Source organism: Sphingomonas azotifigens NBRC 15497, assembly GCF_002091475.1.
Classification (GTDB): Bacteria; Pseudomonadota; Alphaproteobacteria; order Sphingomonadales; family Sphingomonadaceae; genus Sphingomonas; species Sphingomonas azotifigens.
Genome location: NZ_BCTR01000019.1, coordinates 12449 through 29941 on the forward strand (window position 1 = coordinate 12449; position 17493 = coordinate 29941).

Annotated in this window: 15 protein-coding genes, 1 tRNA gene and 1 pseudogene; 8 read left to right on the forward strand and 9 right to left on the reverse strand. The window is 65.9% G+C overall.

All coding sequences use genetic code 11. The features are described from left to right. Window positions 1-113 precede the first annotated feature (113 nt). Window positions 114-1625, forward strand: a complete 1512-nt coding sequence (gatB, locus tag SAZ01S_RS08490; protein WP_084581846.1) for an Asp-tRNA(Asn)/Glu-tRNA(Gln) amidotransferase subunit GatB — start codon at window positions 114-116, stop codon at window positions 1623-1625. Window positions 1626-1674: 49 nt separating this feature from the next. Here gatB and SAZ01S_RS08495 read toward each other — a convergent pair whose 3' ends face one another. Further along, window positions 1675-2412 (reverse strand): hypothetical protein, encoded by a 738-nt coding sequence (locus SAZ01S_RS08495; RefSeq protein WP_218018045.1) that lies wholly within the window; start codon window positions 2410-2412, stop codon window positions 1675-1677. 144 nt (window positions 2413-2556) lie between these two features. Between SAZ01S_RS08495 and SAZ01S_RS08500 the strand changes: the two genes are divergently transcribed. Beyond that, the gene (locus tag SAZ01S_RS08500) at window positions 2557-3168 is read left to right on the forward strand and encodes a peptidylprolyl isomerase (RefSeq protein ID WP_084581848.1); all 612 of its coding nucleotides are present in this window, start codon (window positions 2557-2559) and stop codon (window positions 3166-3168) included. Between the two features lie 6 nt (window positions 3169-3174). Here SAZ01S_RS08500 and SAZ01S_RS08505 read toward each other — a convergent pair whose 3' ends face one another. The 3 genes from SAZ01S_RS08505 to SAZ01S_RS08515 form a co-directional block, all read right to left on the reverse strand. Then, on the reverse strand, window positions 3175-3894 hold the full coding sequence (locus SAZ01S_RS08505) for a Crp/Fnr family transcriptional regulator (RefSeq protein ID WP_084581849.1): 720 nt from the start codon (window positions 3892-3894) through the stop codon (window positions 3175-3177). Between the two features lie 78 nt (window positions 3895-3972). Further along, window positions 3973-4161, reverse strand: a complete 189-nt coding sequence (locus SAZ01S_RS08510) for a hypothetical protein (protein WP_084581850.1) — start codon at window positions 4159-4161, stop codon at window positions 3973-3975. 15 nt (window positions 4162-4176) lie between these two features. Beyond that, a complete protein-coding gene (locus SAZ01S_RS08515) occupies window positions 4177-4359 on the reverse strand; it encodes a hypothetical protein (RefSeq protein WP_084581851.1) in 183 nt (60 codons plus the stop codon). A gap of 112 nt (window positions 4360-4471) precedes the next feature. Between SAZ01S_RS08515 and SAZ01S_RS08520 the strand changes: the two genes are divergently transcribed. The 3 genes from SAZ01S_RS08520 (at window position 4472) to SAZ01S_RS08530 (ending at window position 7892) form a co-directional block, all read left to right on the forward strand. Continuing rightward, a tRNA-Leu gene (locus SAZ01S_RS08520) sits at window positions 4472-4556 on the forward strand. A 58-nt stretch (window positions 4557-4614) separates the two neighbouring features. After that, window positions 4615-6234 carry a trigger factor gene (tig, locus tag SAZ01S_RS08525; protein ID WP_084581852.1) on the forward strand — a complete coding sequence of 540 codons (1620 nt, stop codon included), beginning with the start codon at window positions 4615-4617 and terminating at the stop codon, window positions 6232-6234. Window positions 6235-7322: 1088 nt separating this feature from the next. After that, on the forward strand, window positions 7323-7892 hold the full coding sequence (locus tag SAZ01S_RS08530) for a PEPxxWA-CTERM sorting domain-containing protein (protein ID WP_167693111.1): 570 nt from the start codon (window positions 7323-7325) through the stop codon (window positions 7890-7892). 279 nt (window positions 7893-8171) lie between these two features. Here SAZ01S_RS08530 and phnX read toward each other — a convergent pair whose 3' ends face one another. Genes phnX through SAZ01S_RS08545 form a run of 3 tightly spaced genes read right to left on the reverse strand, consistent with a single transcriptional unit; the run spans window position 8172 to window position 12228 of the window. Continuing rightward, a complete protein-coding gene (phnX, locus tag SAZ01S_RS08535) occupies window positions 8172-8972 on the reverse strand; it encodes a phosphonoacetaldehyde hydrolase (RefSeq protein WP_084581854.1) in 801 nt (266 codons plus the stop codon). Next, window positions 8969-10102, reverse strand: a complete 1134-nt coding sequence (locus tag SAZ01S_RS08540) for a TIGR03364 family FAD-dependent oxidoreductase (RefSeq protein ID WP_084581855.1) — start codon at window positions 10100-10102, stop codon at window positions 8969-8971. The genes phnX and SAZ01S_RS08540 overlap by 4 nt, the downstream gene beginning before the upstream one ends. After that, the gene (locus SAZ01S_RS08545) at window positions 10102-12228 is read right to left on the reverse strand and encodes a phosphocholine-specific phospholipase C (RefSeq protein ID WP_084581856.1); all 2127 of its coding nucleotides are present in this window, start codon (window positions 12226-12228) and stop codon (window positions 10102-10104) included. The genes SAZ01S_RS08540 and SAZ01S_RS08545 overlap by 1 nt, the downstream gene beginning before the upstream one ends. Window positions 12229-12329: 101 nt before the next feature. Between SAZ01S_RS08545 and SAZ01S_RS08550 the strand changes: the two genes are divergently transcribed. The 3 genes from SAZ01S_RS08550 (at window position 12330) to SAZ01S_RS08560 (ending at window position 16862) form a co-directional block, all read left to right on the forward strand. After that, entirely contained in the window at window positions 12330-12908 is a 579-nt protein-coding gene (locus tag SAZ01S_RS08550; protein WP_084581857.1) for an HD domain-containing protein, read from the forward strand. 256 nt (window positions 12909-13164) lie between these two features. Further along, window positions 13165-15972 (forward strand): TonB-dependent receptor, encoded by a 2808-nt coding sequence (locus SAZ01S_RS08555; RefSeq protein WP_084581858.1) that lies wholly within the window; start codon window positions 13165-13167, stop codon window positions 15970-15972. Window positions 15973-16106: 134 nt separating this feature from the next. Further along, window positions 16107-16862, forward strand: a complete 756-nt coding sequence (locus tag SAZ01S_RS08560) for a UTRA domain-containing protein (RefSeq protein WP_084581859.1) — start codon at window positions 16107-16109, stop codon at window positions 16860-16862. Window positions 16863-16918: 56 nt separating this feature from the next. On the opposite strand, the pseudogene SAZ01S_RS08565 reads toward SAZ01S_RS08560, so the two are convergent. After that, a pseudogene (locus SAZ01S_RS08565) lies at window positions 16919-17344 on the reverse strand (TonB-dependent receptor plug domain-containing protein); the annotation flags it as partial. Continuing rightward, window positions 17320-17490: an Lrp/AsnC family transcriptional regulator gene (locus SAZ01S_RS24405; RefSeq protein ID WP_245824722.1), complete on the reverse strand. Its 171-nt coding sequence runs from the start codon at window positions 17488-17490 to the stop codon at window positions 17320-17322. The gene SAZ01S_RS24405 and the pseudogene SAZ01S_RS08565, both read right to left, overlap by 25 nt. Window positions 17491-17493 lie beyond the last annotated feature (3 nt).

A 17493-nucleotide genomic window follows, 5' to 3' on the forward strand; every position in this document is an offset into this window, starting at 1 on the left:
GGATCCAGCGACGGCCGAGCGGGTCCGTGCTCGCTGCCAATTGCCCGCTGGACCTGAGCGCCGCGACGCGCGATAGGCTGCCCACATATATCCCATTACCTTGTGAAGAGCACATGGCGACCAAGACTGCATCGAGCTACCGAATCCAGGGCGACACCGGCGAATGGGAGGTCGTGATCGGCCTCGAAGTCCATGCGCAGATCACGTCGCAGGCCAAGCTGTTCTCCGGCGCGGCGACGGCATTCGGAGCCGAGCCGAACAGTCAGGTCAGCCTGGTCGATGCCGCCATGCCCGGCATGCTGCCGGTGCTGAACGGCGAATGCATCCGCCAGGCGGTGCGCAGCGGCATGGCGATCGGCGCGGTGATCAACAAATGGTCGCGCTTCGATCGCAAGAACTATTTCTACGCCGACAACCCCCAGGGCTATCAGATCAGCCAGCTCTTCCACCCGCTGGTGGGCGAGGGACAGATCACGATCAGCCTGGACGAGAAGGACCCCGAGGCCGAGGTGAAGGCGATCGGCGTCGAGCGCATCCATGTCGAGCAGGATGCCGGCAAGCTGATGCACGATCAGCACCCGACGCGCTCCTATGTCGACCTCAACCGCGCGGGCGTCGCGCTGATGGAGATCGTGTCCAAGCCGGACATGACGTCGCCGGCGGAAGCGGGCGCGTATCTCTCCAAGCTCCGCTCGATCCTGCGCTATGTCGGCAGCTGCGACGGCAACATGGACCAGGGGTCGATGCGCGCCGACGTCAACGTCTCGGTCCGCAAGCCGGGTGATCCGCTGGGCACGCGCACCGAGACCAAGAACGTCAACTCGGTTCGCTTCGTGATGCAGGCGATCGAATATGAAGCGCGCCGCCAGGTCGAGGTGCTGGAGAGCGGCGGCCGCGTCGTCCAGGAAACCCGCCTGTTCGACCCGGACAAGGGCGAGACTCGCTCGATGCGCTCGAAGGAAGACGCGCAGGACTATCGCTACTTCCCCGATCCCGACCTTCTGCCGCTGGAGCTGGACGACGCCTTCCTCGAGGAATGCCGCGCCAGCCTGCCCGAGCTGCCCGACGCCAAGCGCCGCCGCTACGAGGAGTCGCTGGGCCTCACTGCCTATAACGCGGCGGTGCTGACCGCAGAAGCGGAGACGGCGCGCTGGTTCGAGGCACTGCTCGCCGAGAGCGCGCGGATCCAGAAGAAGGGCGAGCAGGAAGTCGCGCGCGCCGCGGCCAACTGGCTGCTTTCGGACCTGTACGGGGCGCTCAACCGCCTCGGCAAGGGCATCGACGAGAGCCCGGTCAGCCCCGAACAGGGCGCCGAGCTGCTCGCGCTGGTCGCCGACGGCACCATTTCGAACACGCTGGGCAAGCAGGTGTTCGAGATCATGCTGGAGACCGGCGATGCGCCGGGCAAGATCGTCGAAGAGCGCGGCATGAAGCAGACCAGCGACACCGGCGCGATCGAGGCGGTGATCGCCGAGATTCTCGCCAAGAACCCGAACCAGCTGGAGCAGTATCGCGGCGGCAAGGAAGCGCTGTTCGGCTTCTTCGTCGGCCAGACGATGAAGGCGATGGCGGGCAAGGCCAACCCGGCGGTGGTCAACGAGCTGCTCAAGAAGGCACTGAGCTGAAGGGAAGGGATGCCCCGGCGGCGTTTCGCCGCCGGGGTGAAGCCGCGTGTTACTTCTGCTTCGGTTGGCGGTGCTTGGCGACTGCCTTCTGTTCTTTCCCCGAAAACTTTTCGAGATCCTTCCGGAACGCGCCCCGGAGCTCGTCGAGCGCTGCGCGCGCGTCTTCGCCCTTCTTCGGCGGGAACAGCACAAGGCGGTGCTTTCCGCGCGCCTTGTACGCGAACTGAACCTGATCCTGGCTGCCGAAGTCTCGGAACGCGAACAGCGTGGTGAGCGAGCGACCGGCGATCGTGCCCTTGTGGTATGCGATCTCGGCAACGATCAGTTCCGAATAGCACGCGGCCTTGGACTTGCTGCGGCGGGTCATCACCTTGGTGATCGTTTTGCGGTCGAGCGGCTGGTCGTGGCGGATGATCTGCGTGCCGGCCGGCAGCGACAGCAGCGTCGGCAGGTCGAGCGATTGCAGCGTGTCCAGCTGGATCTGGCTCTCCAGCGTGCTGCGCATGTGCGCCCTGTTGTGGGCGTCCTTGCTCGCATGCGCCGCCCGGTCGATCAGTTCTTCTCCCACGCCGCCGAAGGTGGACAGGAGACCGGTCGTTTCCGACTTCATGCGCTCGGCTGGCCAGAGGTGCAGTTCGCACGGAGCGGTCTGCGCGAGCGCGCTTCCCGCCCCGATCCAGAGGCTGGCGGCCGCTGCTGCGACGGGCAGTAGCTTGTTCAACATGTAGCATTTCCTTGGCGAAGGCGGTGAGTGCGTTCTGCGCGCCTTCCCCATCTGGTGCGCCACGTCGCCTGCTCCATGATCGGCCGGCGGGCTCGGAACAACGTGGCCGGGGGTTAGCGAGCGGGGTTAGCGCCTGCGACGGGGGGATGCCGGCTTGCCAAGCGAGGCGGCGCTTCGCATGGTGGCATGAACAGCGGAGATGGTTGCATGATCAGGATGTTGGCGTGGCTTGCGATGGCGTTGATGGCGCTTCCGGCGGCCGCGCAGACCCCGCCGCCCGCCACCGTGGCCAATCCGAAGGTGGCGATCGAGACCAGTGCCGGGCGAATGGTGGTCGAGGTCTATCTCGACAAGGCGCCGGTCTCCGCGCGCAACTTCCTGCGCTATGTCGATGCGAAGCGGCTGGACGGCGTGGTGTTCTACCGCACGGTCAAGCCGGCGGAGAAGTTCGGCTTCGTCCAGTTCGGCATCCAGAACGCGCCCGCGAAGATGTACCCGCCGATCAAGCACGAGCCGACCAGCGAGACCGGCATCCACCATCTTGCCGGCACGCTGTCGCTGCCGCGGCTCGCCCCGGGCAGCGCGCGGGGCGAGTTCACGATCATGGTCGGCGATCAGCCCTCGTTCGATGCGGATCCGAGCAAGCCCGGCGACAATCTCGGCTACGCGGCGTTCGGCCGGGTGGTCGAGGGCAAGGACGTGCTGCTCAAGATCTTCGACGCGCCCACCTCGCCGACCAAGACCATCATGGGAAGCTTCAAGGGCGAAGTCCCCGAGGTGCCGGTGAAGATCGTATCAGCCCGCCGTATCGCCGGCTGATCCGCCTCAGAGCGGGTGGGGGTCCAGGTAGAGATAGCCCGGATCGAACTCGGCGAGTCGCTTGAGGCCGGGCAGGTCCTGGAACGCCACCAGGCCGTTGCGAAACTCCACCAACCCACGCTCGCGCAACTCGCGCAGCACGCGGTTCACATGCACGGGGGTGAGGCCCAGGCATTCGGCAAGCTCGGCCTGGCTGATCGGGAAGCGGTACCGCTCGGCCTCGGCATGGCCGACCACGCCCAGCCGGACGTGCAACTCGCAGAACAGGTGCGCGGCGCGCTGGATCGCCGAGCGGCGGCCCAGCGAGACTTCCCACTCGCGGTGAATCGCCGCGTCGACATTGGTGGAGAACCACATCACCCGCGTGAGATGCGGCTGCGTCTCGGTGATCTCGCGCAGCCGGGTGTGGGCGGCGCGGGCGATGGTGCAGGGCGTGAGCGCAAGCAGCGAATGGTCGAGCCGCTTCAGCGTGAATCCGTGGAGGTCGGCGAAGTCACCCGGCACGTGCACATGGGTGATCTGCCGGGTGCCATTCTTGAGATCCTTGTAGCGGGCGATGAACCCGTCCAGCACCAGCGTCGAATAGTTCAGCTCCTCCCCGGAGCGCACGATGGTGCGGCCGGCCGGATGCGTCACCATGTCGACGATCGTGCCGCGGAGCGCCGCTTCTTCCGCAGCGCTGATCTCGTCGCGTAGCCGAAGTTTGCGCAGGTGGCATTCGATCATCGCGGGGGCATCTCCAGCATGCGGAAGCGGCGCCGCGGGTCGGCGGCACCGCTGCCATGGCAGGGTTGGGGGAGGGAGTTATTGCTGGTTGAGGTCCTGGTTCTTCACGACCCCGTCGGCGCCGTTCTCGCCGCCGGCGCCCAGCGGCACCGCCTTGGTGAGCGGCACACCCTTCTTGCCCGCGGCATCGGCGGCGTCCGAGCGCGCTTCCACCGCCTGCTGGATGTCGGAGCGGGGATCGTCATTATCGTTGGTGATGTTCGGCATGGGAGCTCTCCTGGTTCAGGCGACCGGCTGGCCGGGGGTGATGCCCGGATCGATGCTCGGCGTGGTCTCGGGCGCCGGCACGTCGATATCGGGGCCGGGGGGATCGATCTCCGGCGGCGGACCGCCGGGCTGGCCGGGGTTGGGCGCCGGCGCTTCGGACGGCGGCGTGGTCGGCTGGATGGGGGGCTCTACCGGCATGGGACAACTCCTGTTCGTTGCAGCCCCAACGCCTTGCGACGCCCAATCGTTGCTTCGTGCTTGCCCCGGACCCCATGACTGCTATAGAGCCCGCCGACCGGCGGTGTCCCCTGCGGGCGTGGCGGAACTGGTAGACGCGCTGGATTTAGGTTCCAGTATCGAAAGATGTGGGGGTTCGACTCCCTTCGCCCGCACCAGTCCTCGCGGCTGATGTGTGGTACACCGCAATTCCGATTCCTTTGAGAAAGCGTGAGAATGCAGACTGTCGAGACGTTGAACGAGGGCCTGAAGCGCGCCTTCACGCTGAAGATCACCGCCCAGGAAATCGACTCGAAGGTCGATGCCGAAGTGAAGCGGGTCGCGCCGCAGATTCGCATGCCCGGCTTCCGCCCCGGCAAGGTGCCGGTCAACCTGGTCCGCAAGATGCACGGCGAGGCGCTGGCGCAGGACGCGCTCAACAGCTCGATCCAGGACGGCATCCAGCAGCTGATCGTCGATCACAAGCTGCGCCCGGCGATGCAGCCGTCGGTCAGCCTCGAGGGCGACTATGCCCCCGGCGGCGACGCGGAAGTGAAGGTCGAGCTGGAAGTGCTCCCGGACGTTCCGACCCCGTCGATCGAGGGCCTCAAGCTCGAGCGCCTGACCGTGCCGGTGCAGGATTCGGAAGTGCAGGAGCAGCTGAAGCAGCTCGCCGACCAGCAGAAGCGCTGGGACGATGCGGCCGAGGGCCATGCCGCGACCACGGGTGACCAGGTCGTCATGGACTTCGTCGGCAAGGTCGACGGCGTCGCCTTCGAGGGCGGCACCGGCGAGGGCATGGCCGTCGAGCTCGGCTCGGGCCGCCTGATCCCGGGCTTCGAGGAGCAGCTCGAAGGCGTGAAGGTCGGCGACGAGAAGCAGCTCAACGTCACCTTCCCGGAAGATTACGGCGCCAAGGATCTGGCCGGCAAGGCCGCGACCTTCGACGTCAAGATCACCGCGGTGCAGACCGCCGGCGAGACCAAGATCGACGACGACATGGCCAAGGCGTTCGGCCTCCAGGACCTGGAGCAGCTGACCGGCCTGCTGAAGGGCCAGATCGAGCAGCAGCTCAATGGCCTGACCCGCACCCACATGAAGCGCAAGCTGCTCGACCAGCTCGCCGCCGGCCATGACTTCCCGGTCCCGCCGTCGATGGTGGAAGCCGAGTTCGACCAGATCTGGCACCAGCTTGTCCACGAGACCGAGCATGAGGAAGATCCGGCGGCGGCGCTTGCCGAGCTGGAAGGCGAGCGCGACGAATATCGTGCGATCGCCGAGCGCCGCGTGCGCCTGGGCCTGCTGCTCAGCGAGATCGGCACCGCCAACGGTGTCGAAGTCACCGCGCAGGAAATGAACCGCCTGATTGCGCAGGCCGCGCAGCAGTACGGCCCGCAGGATCGCCAGCGCTTCATCCAGTATGTCCAGCAGGAGCCGATGGCGGCTGCCCAGCTGCGCGCGCCGCTGTTCGAGGACAAGGTCGTCGACTTCCTGTTCGGCAAGGCCGAGATCACCGATCGCGAAGTGACCAAGGACGAGCTGGAAGCCGCGATCGAGAGCGAGGACGGTTTCGCCTCGGGCACGCACGTGCATGATCATGACGACCACAAGCCGAAGAAGAAGGCGGCCAAGCAGGCCGAAGCTTCGGACGAGGCTGGCGACGAAGAGAAGCCCGCCAAGAAGCCGGCTGCCAAGAAGGCCAAGGCCGAAGAGGCCGAGCCGGCCGCCGAAGGCGATGCCGAGCCGGTGAAGAAGCCGGCCGCGAAGAAGGCAGCCAAGGCAGCCGAAGGCGAGGGCGACGAAGCTGCGCCGAAGCCGAAAAAGGCACCGGCCAAGAAAAAGGCCGACGCCGAATGATCCCGAGGGGCCGGAACGAAAGTTCCGGCCCCTTTTTCTTTCGGCTGTCATGGTGCGCGGGCTAGCGTCGCTTCGGCGTGGACGAGGCGCGACGACGCAAGGGCACCACGCGGTGCTGCCAGGGTAATCCGCTCCGGCGCATGAATCGCCCGGTAGCAACCCACCTTCCGCGATCGCGTGCCGCGACCAAGCAGCTGGCGGCTGGGCGGCCGAGTCAGGCAGTGGATTGTGTTAAGATGGCGCAATCCGCGAGACACGCCGCGGCGCGAACCACAAACGTGCAAGGATGACAGTCGGTTCCGTGGCTTAGCTGCTTGGCGAGGCCCCTCAAACGTTTGTTCCCGCCAAACCTCCACCGTGCACGGCGGCAGACTTTATTTTACGCTGCTGTCTCCAATTTTGACACATCTTCCGTTGCTGAAGCCCGACAAGCGCATTTTTCGCGATGCCAGAAGCTATGATGAGTCGAAATTGGAGTAGCTTTACTGTTTCCCTCACTTCTTTCGAAGTTCGCGCATTGTGCAGTTGCGAACAGAAGCACGGTCAAAATTCCTTAGAAAAAAGTCGATAGACCCGCCTGCTCCCGGCATGGTGTACGATAATAATAAGCGCAATTATCGATGAATATGCGAATTATTTCTCTACATCATCTAGGTATAAGTGATACTTATCGGAAGATTGCTGGACATTATAATAGGTGATTAAGTATAACGTAATATAAAATCGCGATCAATATTTATTAATATGTAAATTGCGTTGGGATTATGAAGAGGTAATCTAAGCGATTATGTTGCTGTATTGTAGATCAACGGGTCGATGAATTGTATTCATTCAAGTAAAAAGGGAAATCAATCATAATATATGCAAGAATATGAAGGTTATTTACTGAGGGGTGCTGATTAGCTGTAAGGCATTGAAAATGGCTATAAAAATGACTTTTCTGGCAAAAAATCCCGCTAGCATAACGATATGGATGTTGTCCCAGTTTTACTCTTATTGATGCTTTCAATTGCAATTGACTCATCGAGCATTTGGGTAGAGTAGATCGATGCCGGGTTAACCGGATCTCAACCATGTTTGGGGGTTTTATGCGCACTCGTGTTCTCACCCTGCTTGCTGCCGCGACCGCCGCGGTTGCAGCTCCTCAGGCTGCTTCGGCAGCCAGCATCATCGGCAGCTTCTCTGGCGCCCTGCTGAACGTCACCAGCTCGGCGCAGCCGATCGCCGCCGGCAGCACCTTCGATGCCTTCGGCGGTGTCGTCTCGAGCACCAGCGGCGGTTTCGTTGGTCAGGGCGGCCTGATCTCGCTGAATCCGGTCACCGCGTCGGCCGGTTCGCTCGTTTCGATCACCACCGGCTTCGGTTCGTTCGCGGGCAAGGTCATCTCGGTGACCACCCCGACCAACGCCGTGAACTTCATCGCGTCGGGCCTCTTCACCTCGACGATCGCGGGCTTCACCACCCCGAGCAAGTCGACCGTGACGTTCGGCTACACCCAGACGGGTGGTGCAGGCGCGGCGATCTCGGGCAGCTTCACGCTCGACTCGAAGAGCGCGGTGCCGGAGCCGGCGACCTGGGGCATGATGATCGCGGGTGCTGGCATGGCCGGCGCTGCTCTGCGTCGTCGTCGCACCAGCAAGAAGGTCGCCGTCGCCTAACAGCGCGTCGAACCTATTGTTCAGAAAGGGCGGTACCGGCAACGGTGCCGCCCTTTTTGCATGGGGTGCTGCCGCAGGCGATCGCTGGCCGCAGCCCAGACAGCCATCGTCGCCATCAGCGCGGACCGCCCACGAAGAGCCAGGATGGCTTGAACGCGCGCGTGCCGCGCTTGAGCAGTGCTGGCGGGGGTGGCCGGATCGGGCGACGCTGGGCAATTGCCGGCGCCCCTGTCGCGGCAAAGGGCCTAGCCGCCTTGCTTTCGCCGGCGAGGGCCGGGTTCAGGCTCCCGGTGGAACGGTGATCGGAAACCGCCGGAGCGCCGCCGGCAGATCGGCTACGGTATCGATCACGAGATGCGCGCCAGCGGCGGTGAGGGCTGCGCGCGCGGTCGCCAGCAAGGCGTCGCGTTCGGCGGCGGGCAGGGCCGCGAACGCTGCGGCCGACAGGCCGACGCTGTTGCCGCTGGCGGCAACCCCGATCGTCCACACCCCCGCGGCGCGGCCTTCGGCGATGCCGACCGCGGCATCGTCGACCTTCACACAGGCTTCGGCCGGCCATGCGCCCAGTTCGACCAAGTTCTTCCACAGCATCAGCGGCGACGGGCGGCCCATCGCCGTCTCACCCGCGCAGACCAGCATGTCGGGCCGATAGCCCTGCTCGGCAGCGCGCGGCAGGATCTCGGCCATCATCGTTCGGGTATAGCCGGTGCAGGAGCCGACCGGGACACCGGCCGCCTGCAGCCATTGTGCGACCCGTGCCGCGCCCGGGATCAGCTCGGCGCAGTCGCGCGCGGCTTCGCGCATCATCGGCTCGATCGCGGCGAAGATGCGATCGCCGTCCGCCTCCGCGGGCGCATCGCCATGGCGTGCGGCCCAGGCGCGGGCGACGCGCGGCTGGGCGAGCAGCGCGCGGATGTGATCGCGCTTGGCCATCCCCATGTCGGCGCGAGCTTCGGCCTCCTCGATCGGGATGCCCTCGGCGGCAAAGGCGCGGCACAGCGCGACGACCGGCGCGCGGCTGCCGAAGTCGATCATCGTGCCCGCCCAGTCGAACACCACGGCCTTGAGCGGGTGCGTCATGCAGTCTCTCCCATCAGTTCGGTTAGTACGTGCTCGGCCAGCGCGAAGCTGGTCGATGCGCCAGTGCCGCTGGTCACCACCACCAGCCGCACGTCGGGTGCGGGGCTGCGGACGATGCTGTGGCCGGCCGCCGAGGCATAGGTGCCGGTCCAGCGCGCCTGCACCCGTGGCGGGGCCCCTAGCAGTTCGGCATAGGCGGCGAGGATCCGGGCGTCGATGGCATCGGAGGCGAAGGGGTCGGGGGTCGGCGCATAGTGGTGGCTGTCGCCGACGACGAGGCTGCCATCGGCGCTCTGCACCGCGATCAGGTGGATGCCGTCGGCGAGTGCGGCTGCCGCGGCCGGTTCGCCCTCGAGCCGCGCCCGCAACGCCGCGGCTTGCGGCAGCGCGGCATAGCCCAGATAGCGGACCATGCTGAGATCGCCCATCACCGGCGAAGGCAGGCGCCATGCCGGCGCGGCCAGCCGCAGCATCTGCAGCTTGCAGCGAGTGATGCCCGCCTCGGCGTAGAGGTCGGGGAACAGCGTCGACCAGTCGTCGCCGGGGCAGACGATGATCTGGTCGGCGAACAGCGTGCCGTGGTTGGTCTCGATGCGGCCCTGCGCGACCGCGTGCACCGCCGTGCCGTATTGGAAGGTGACGCCGTGCGCTGCTGCCAGCCAGCCGGCGAGGCGGGGGATCGCCTCCGCAGACTCGACCCGCAGGTCGTGCGGGCTCCACAGTGCGGCGCGTGGCGGCACCAGCATGGGCCAGTCGCGGGCAAGTTCGTCAGCGGGAAGGCGATGGCAGTCACGCCCCATCTCGGTTTCGGCAAAGGCGTCGAGCACCGCTTCGGCTTCCGGCCGATGGGCGGCGAGCAGCAGGCCGCGCTGGACGATCGGAATGCCGGCGAGCGGCGCCACCTCGGCCCAGATCGCCGCGCTGCGCCGCGCGAGCTGCCACACCGTGCCCGCTTCTTGGCCCGTGACCGTGACGAAGCCGAAATTGCGGATCGATGCGCCGTTGGCGGCGGCATCGCGGTCGAGCACCAGCACTCGGCGACCGCGCCGGGCGGCGGCGAGCGCATGGGCGAGGCCGACGATCCCGGCGCCGACGATGATGCAGTCGTGGCGCGTGGGCGTAGCCGACATCAGGCGGTCACCTGCATCGCGCCGATGCCCGGATCGGTGCGGCCGCGCCGCCCGGTCTCGATCTTGCCGGCGAAGCGGCGGAGAAAGGCGGCGTCACCCGCGCTGCGCACGCTGAGATCGTACCAATGGTCCGACGCGGCGAGCGGCCAGGCGTCGCGCAGTGTCTCGCCCGGCACCAGTGTCACCATGCGGTGGCGTTCGCCGGCGACCGGATAGCGTGGATCCATCGCGATGCTGAGCTGCGCCGGCTGGGTCCCCCGGTTGCGCAGGACCAGCTCGGCCGCGCCGCGCGCCGGCAGCTGGACCAGCGCGACGTCGAGCAGCGGTGCCTGCACGCCCGCGAACTGCCGCCAGAAGCCGTTGGGGCCGCGCACGATCAGGTCATGCGCACGGTCGACCTGCCAGTCCGCCTGCGCGTGCCGGTCGCCGGCGCCGATGGTGAAATGCCAGGGCTCGGCATCGTCGTGATGCGCGTGCACCGTGAAGGTCGCGCCGACCTTGCCCTGGTTGACGAATTCGAGCCGCAACCTGCCCTCCGGCGTGACGCTGGCGACCAGATCGACCGCATAGGGCAGCGGGCAGTGCGGGCGCTGGCCTGGCATCTGCGCGGTCGGCTGCTGGACGGCCGGAATGGCATTCGCCACCCCGGCGTGCGAGCGCGCGACCCGCTCGCGGAAATCGTCGGTTGCCGGCAGCGTCAGCGTGTGCGCGCCGGTATCCGGCTGGGCGAAATCGAAGGCGCTGGTCAGGTCGCCGCACACCGAACGGCGCCAGCTGCTGATGTTCGGCTCGGCGACGCCGAAGCAGCGCTCCATGAACTGCAGTACCGAAGTGTGATCGAACAGCTGCGAATTGACCTGGCCGCCGCGGCTCCACGGCGACACCAGGATCGCCGGCGTGCGGATGCCGAGGCCGATCGGATGCGCGTCGCCACCGGCCTGGCTGGTGCCGGCATAGTCCTTGGTCTCGCCGTCAATCGGTACCGTCGAATGGCCGCGATAGCGCCCGACCGGTGGGACTGGCGGCGGCATATGGTCGAAGAAGCCGCCGGCCTCGTCATAGTTGAGGATGAAGACGGTGCTGGCGAACACCTCCGGATGATCGACCAGCGCCTCGATCAGCTTGGCGGTGACGTGCTCGCCCTTCGCAGGCTCGGCGGTCGGATGCTCGGACAGATCGGCCGCGGTGACGATCCATGAAACCTGTGGCAGCGTGCCGGCGGCGATATCGCGGCGGAATGCCTCGACCAACTGCTCGCCGTCGGAGCGGGTACGGTCCGGCCCCTTCTTGTGCTCGCTCACCCAGGCGCGACCGCGCTGGTAGAGCGGCGAATCCTTCGCGCAGGGGCGGAACGGCGGGAAGATCGAGAGCAGGTTGTCGCCGAAATTGTCGTATTCCTGATAGACCTTCCAGCTGACGCCGGCTGCCTGCAGTCGCTCGGCATAGGTGGTCCAGCGATAGGCGTCGGGGCGGAGCTGCTGATCCTGCGCCATGTCTGCGCTGGGGGTCTCGTCCTCGCCGTAATTGTGCATCTGCGGATCGCCGCCGACCGTGCCGCCGCCGTTGCAGCCGCTGAACAGGTGCAGGCGGTTGGGATAGGTCTGCGTCATCGTCGAGCAGTGATAGGCGTCGCAGACGGTGAAGGCGTCGGCCAGCGCGTAATAGAAGGGCAGGTCGCCCGGGCCGTAATGGAGCAGGCGGTTGTGCAGTTCGCCGGTATGGCCCCAGCGATCATAACGGCCGCGGTTGAAGATGTGCATGTTCTCGACGTGCGACTGGTCGGCGCCATCGACCTTGAACGAGCGGCTGGTGTGCGAATCGCCGTGATAGGGAAGGACATGGCCGTCGGGATGCTCGGCCGAAGGCTGCGCCCATACGCTGCTGCCACCGGCAAGGCGCAGCGGCCGCGGGTCGCCAAAGCCGCGCACGCCGTTGAGCATGCCGAGATAATGGTCGAACGACCGGTTCTCCTGCATGTGCACGACGATGTGGCGGACGTCGCGGATCGTGCCGGTGCGGCGCGCGGCGGGGATCGCCAGCGCGCGATCGATCAGTCCCGGCCAAAGTGCTGCAAGTCCGCTGGCACCACCCCATTTCAGCAGATCGCGACGGTTGGCCGAATTCATGGTTCCCTTCCTCCCCGAACCAAGCTACTTGAATTGGTATAGTCCAATATCGCTACAGTTTGACGACAGGCGGGGACGCGCCCTGCCGAGAAGGAGCCTTCATGTCGCGTTCGAATCCGGTGATCGTGCAGATTTTCGAGGCCTTCGCCCGCCATGGCGATGCGCATTATGGCGAGAATGTCTCGCAGCTTCAGCATGCGTTGCAATGCGCGCAGCTCGCCAGCGAGCAGGGCTGCGCCGAGACGATGGTGGCGGCGGCACTGCTCCATGATATCGGCCGGATGCTCGATCCGGATGGCAATGCGATTGAGTTGGAAGGTACGGACGCGCGCCACGAGGATACCGGCGCAGCCGCGCTTTCCCGGGCTTTTCCGCCCGAAGTGACCGAGCCGGTGCGATTGCACGTCGCCGCTAAGCGCTATCTCTGCGCGGTCGATTCGCGCTATGTCTCGGGCCTGAGTGCCGCGTCCTTGCTGAGCCTCAAGGTGCAGGGCGGTGCGATGGACCCCGACGAGGTCGCGGCCTTCGAAGGCGAGGCATTCTGCAAGGAAGCGCTGCTGCTGCGTAAGTTCGACGACTGGGGCAAGCGCGTTGGCTGCCCGGTGGCGCCGCTCGAGTCGTACCGCCCGCTGCTGGAATCGCTGGCCGCGCCCGTGGCCGCTGCGGGCCTGCCCGACTAAACGAAAAACATTGTCCTGGATCAAAGAGTTGTGCCGGAAGGTCGCTTTTTCCCTCGCGCTGTAACCTGTGCGTCATGCGAATCTGGTGTAGACCAGTTGCCGCCGGGAGATGTCGCCAGCCCGGTTCGTGCCAGTAGAGCGCATGTCCTATCCGCTGCCGCCCGGGCTGCTGTGCCGGGGGGGCGTGGAGGCGTGCGCCCGCTCGGCTTGAACGGCGACGCAGTCAGGGATCGTCGGCAACGACGAGGGGGAAACCATGCAGCATTCCATTCGCGTGCAGCGCATTCGCAGGCTCGTGCTCGCCACCACCATGATGGCGGCGCTGACGCCCGCCGCTGCCTGGGCGCAGCAGCAGGACGGCGAGTCCGAGATCGTCGTCAACGGCCAGTTGCTCAGCACCCAGGCGGCGATTGCCGCCAAGCGCACCGCGACTTCGGTCGTAGAAGTGATCAGCGCCGACGATCTCGGCAAGATCCCCGACGCCACCGTGGCCGACGCGCTCGCCCGCGTTCCCGGCCTCAGCGTGATCGTCAACCAGGAGACCGGCGAAGGCCAGTATGTCACGATCCGCGGCCTTTCGGGCACCTATAACGCCGTGTCGATCAACGGCGTCCGCGTCGCGCAGACCGACAGCGGCAGCCGCGACGTTTCGCTCAACCTGCTGCCGCCCAACGGCCTCGCCGAGATCCGCGTCACCAAGACGCTGACCCCCGATCAGGACGGCGACGCGATCGGCGGCTCGATCAATTTCCGCACGCCCACCGCGTTCGATTTCAAGAACAACCAGGTGCTGCGCGCCTGGCTGAGCGGCGGCTTCAACAGCTATGCCCGCAATTCGGGTGAGAATGCCGCGCTCTATCAGGGTCAGCTCGATTATGGTCGCCGCTTCGCCGATGATCGCTTCGGCATCTTCGTCTCGGGCAATTACGGCGTCACCCATGGCAACAGCCAGGAAACCGAGAATGACGGCGAGTGGGAGCCCTATGTCTGGCGCAAGAACTCGACCGAGACGATCTCGCAGACCAACATGCACCTGCCGGGCATCGACCTCGACTATCGCCGGTTCCAGCAGATCCGCTGGGGTGGCAATGCCTCGCTCGACTGGCATGGCGACAACACCCAGCTTTATCTGCGGGGCCAATATTCGCATGCCGAGAAGACCGGCACGAACGACTATACCGATTATCGCAACCGCAAGAGCAAGCGGCTGACCCAGGTCAACCCCGAGGATACCAGCCTGCGCCAGCCGCAGGACATGATCATCGGCACCGATCCCAAGCTGGGCAACATCTATGGCTATACGCCGGCCCAGATCGTCGACGTCGACGGTGACGGCCGGATCACCGATGCGGACCGCAACTCGAAGCAATATTGGTCGCTCAACGGCCGATCGGGCGTGTGGAACCCCAAGGTGTTCCAGTTCGCGCGGACGTTCGAGACGCAGGACAATACCCAGTATCTCGCGACCGTGCAGATCGGCGGCAGCAGCAGCCTCAACAGGCTGAAGCTGAATTATGATCTCAGCTACAGCACCGGCAGCCAGGAATCGCCGGACCATTACAGCGTCAGCTACAATTGCGACGTCTGCAGCTATCCGTTCAACGCCACTGGTATCGACTGGGTTTCGCGCGATCCGCGCTTCCCGCACGCCAGCCTGCCGGCCTTCGCCGCCAATGTGGAGCGCGATCCCTCGCTGCTGCCGCTCGACGGCGCCAGCCTCGATCGCTGGAAGCAGACCGACGATCGCTGGGCCGCCAAGCTCGACGCGCGCTACGATGTCGGCGGCGTGCTCGATCACGTGCAGGTCGGCGCCAAGTGGCTCCGCTCCAGCCGCCGCTATGACTCGACGCCGGTATGGAACGGCGATTTCAGCGGCACCCCGCTCGACGGCAAGTCGCTGGCGGCCTCGGGGCTGATCCAGAAGACGGTCAACAGCATCCTGGGCGGCGAATATTATTATGGCGCGGTGATGGGCCGCGACGCCGTGGTGCGGGCGATCGACGCCGCGATCAAGGCCCAGCCGGGCAATGTCGCCAGCGGCACCGATCTGCTGCGCGACGATCGCAACGGCCGCGAGACGATCACCTCCGGCTATGCGCTCGCCAACTTCAAGACCGGCGACCTCACCGTGATCACCGGTGCGCGGGTGGAGCATCGCGAGACCTATAACCGTTTCTGGTCCGACGACGGCAGCAACAGCGGCTTCGACAGCACCACGCGCAGCTACACCGTGTTCCTGCCGAGCGTGACCGCGAACTGGCGGCCGGATGCCAAGCATGTCTATCGCGCGGCGTTGTGGACCGGCTATTCGCCGCCCGAATATGGTTATCTCTCGAGCGGCCAGTCGATCGGCCGCGATCCGGTGACCAAGCAGATCCTCTCGATCAGCCGCGGCAACCCGGACCTGAAGCCGGCGAAATCGACCAATGCCGACGTCTCGCTCGAATGGTATCCGGATGCGTCGAGCCAGCTGTCGCTCGCCGGCTATTACAAGCACATCTCGAACTTCATCTTCACCAACGGCAACCAGATCAACGCCGACACGCGCACCGGCACGATCGAGATCACCCAGCCGGAGAACGGCAAGACCGCCGAGGTCTATGGCGTCGAACTGGGCGTCATCAAGCAGTTGCAGGGCCTTGCTGCGCCGTTCGACGGTTTTGGCCTGGAGGGCAACCTCACCGTGCAGCACAGCGCGGCGGACAGCGGCCAGCCTTATCGTAACGGGGCTAAGATGCGGTTCGTCAACACGCCGCACCTGCTCTACAACGCGGCGATCACCTACCAGAAGTACGGCATCGAGATGAAGCTGTCGTACAATTATCGGGGCAAGTATATCGAGGATCTGCGCGACAACGCCGTCGACAAGTGGGTGCAGCACAATCGCAGTGTCGACTTCCACTCGCGCTACAACATCACCCGCAGGATCGCGGTCGATTTCGACGTGGCGAACCTGCTGAACGACTGGCGCTACTACACGACCAAGGGCGACAATCCGAGCTACCAGAAGGACTATATGGAGCCGGGCCGTACCTTCATCCTGCGCACCAACGTCAACTTCTGATCGCCTGCCCGAGGGGGGGCCTGGGGGGCGGCGCCGCGGCGTCGTCCCCCTTTTTTACGCGTGGTGCGGCTTGACGGCGCAGCGCCCGCGCTGCCAAGCGGCGGCATCGCTGTTGCAAAGGGCATGGGCCTTCGATGCCGTCTGGAATTTCGCTGCTGAGCCCGGCGCGCGGCGCCGAGGATCGCCCGCAATATCTCGCGCTGCGCGACCAGATCGCCAATGCAATCGATCTGGGCAAGCTCGCCCCGGGCGCGCGGCTGCCTTCCGAGCGCCAGTTGCAGACCGATACCGGCACCGCGCGTGGCACGATCCGCGAAGCGCTGTTCCAGCTCGAGGCCGAAGGGCTGATCTATCGTCGCGATCGCAGCGGCTGGTACGTCTCGCCGCCGCCGGTGACCTATGATCCCACCCGCTGGGCCGGCTTCATGACCTATGTCGTCGAGCAGCAGCGCGTGCCGGCGACGGAGACGCTGGCGCTGGAGAGCATCGCCGCGCCCTCGGCGGTGGCGGACATCTTCCGCCGCGCGCCGGGCACGCCGATGCATCTGCTGACGCGCCGTCGCTCGATCGACGGGCGGGCGGTACTGATCGAGCGCATCATCGTCGATCCCGCGCTGGCGCCGGGGCTGGGGGAGCATGATCTCAACGGCTCGCTGACCCAGATCCTCACCACCCAATATGGGCTGAAGGCCGAGCGCAACCGCGTCGACATGCGGCCCTGCGCGCTCACCGCCGAGGTCGCGTCCAAGCTGGGGGTGAAGACCGGTACGCCCGGCCTGCTGGTGGTGCGGACCAGCTTCGCCGCCAATGGCGCGGTGGTCGAATATGACCGCGAATATTGGCGGCACGACGCCATCCGCATCCATGTCGACCTGCAGGTCCGGCCCTGACGATATGTCGATCCGGCATCCCTCGGGGATGCCGGATCGAACGAACCGGTCGGGCCGGCGTCCGAGCCATAGGCCGAGGAGGCGCCGCCGGTCACTACCTCGACGCGCTTGATCAGCGCCTGGGGGAAGGTGTTGACGTCGACCACGCCGCTCGTCGCCGAGGGTACTGAGCGTTGCCCGTCGAACAGCACCAGCGTGCGGCTCGATCCCAGCGAACGCAGGTTGACCGAGGCGATGCCCGCCAGCCCGTTGCTCAGCGAGCCGTTGGAATTGGCCGCGGTCGAGCTGCCGCGCACCGCCGGCAGGGTGTTGGCCAGATCGGCGATGTTCGCCGGTGCCACGGTCTGGATCTCCTTGCTGCTGATCACGCTCACCGGCGTGGGAGCGCTATAGCCGTCGCGCTCGATGCGCGAGCCGGTGACGACGATGTCGCCGCCCTCGCGCTGGGCCTCCCCGGTCAGCGGGTCGACATGGCGCTGCAGAAAGACATCGAGGGGCAGCGCACCACCACCGCTTCGAACTCGTTCAGCGCCTGTTCCGCCTGCGAACTCAGCTCGATCGACACGAGCACGTCGATGCCATAGCCGAGCGCCGACATGTTGACGTCGGCGGTATAGCCGCGGAACACGCC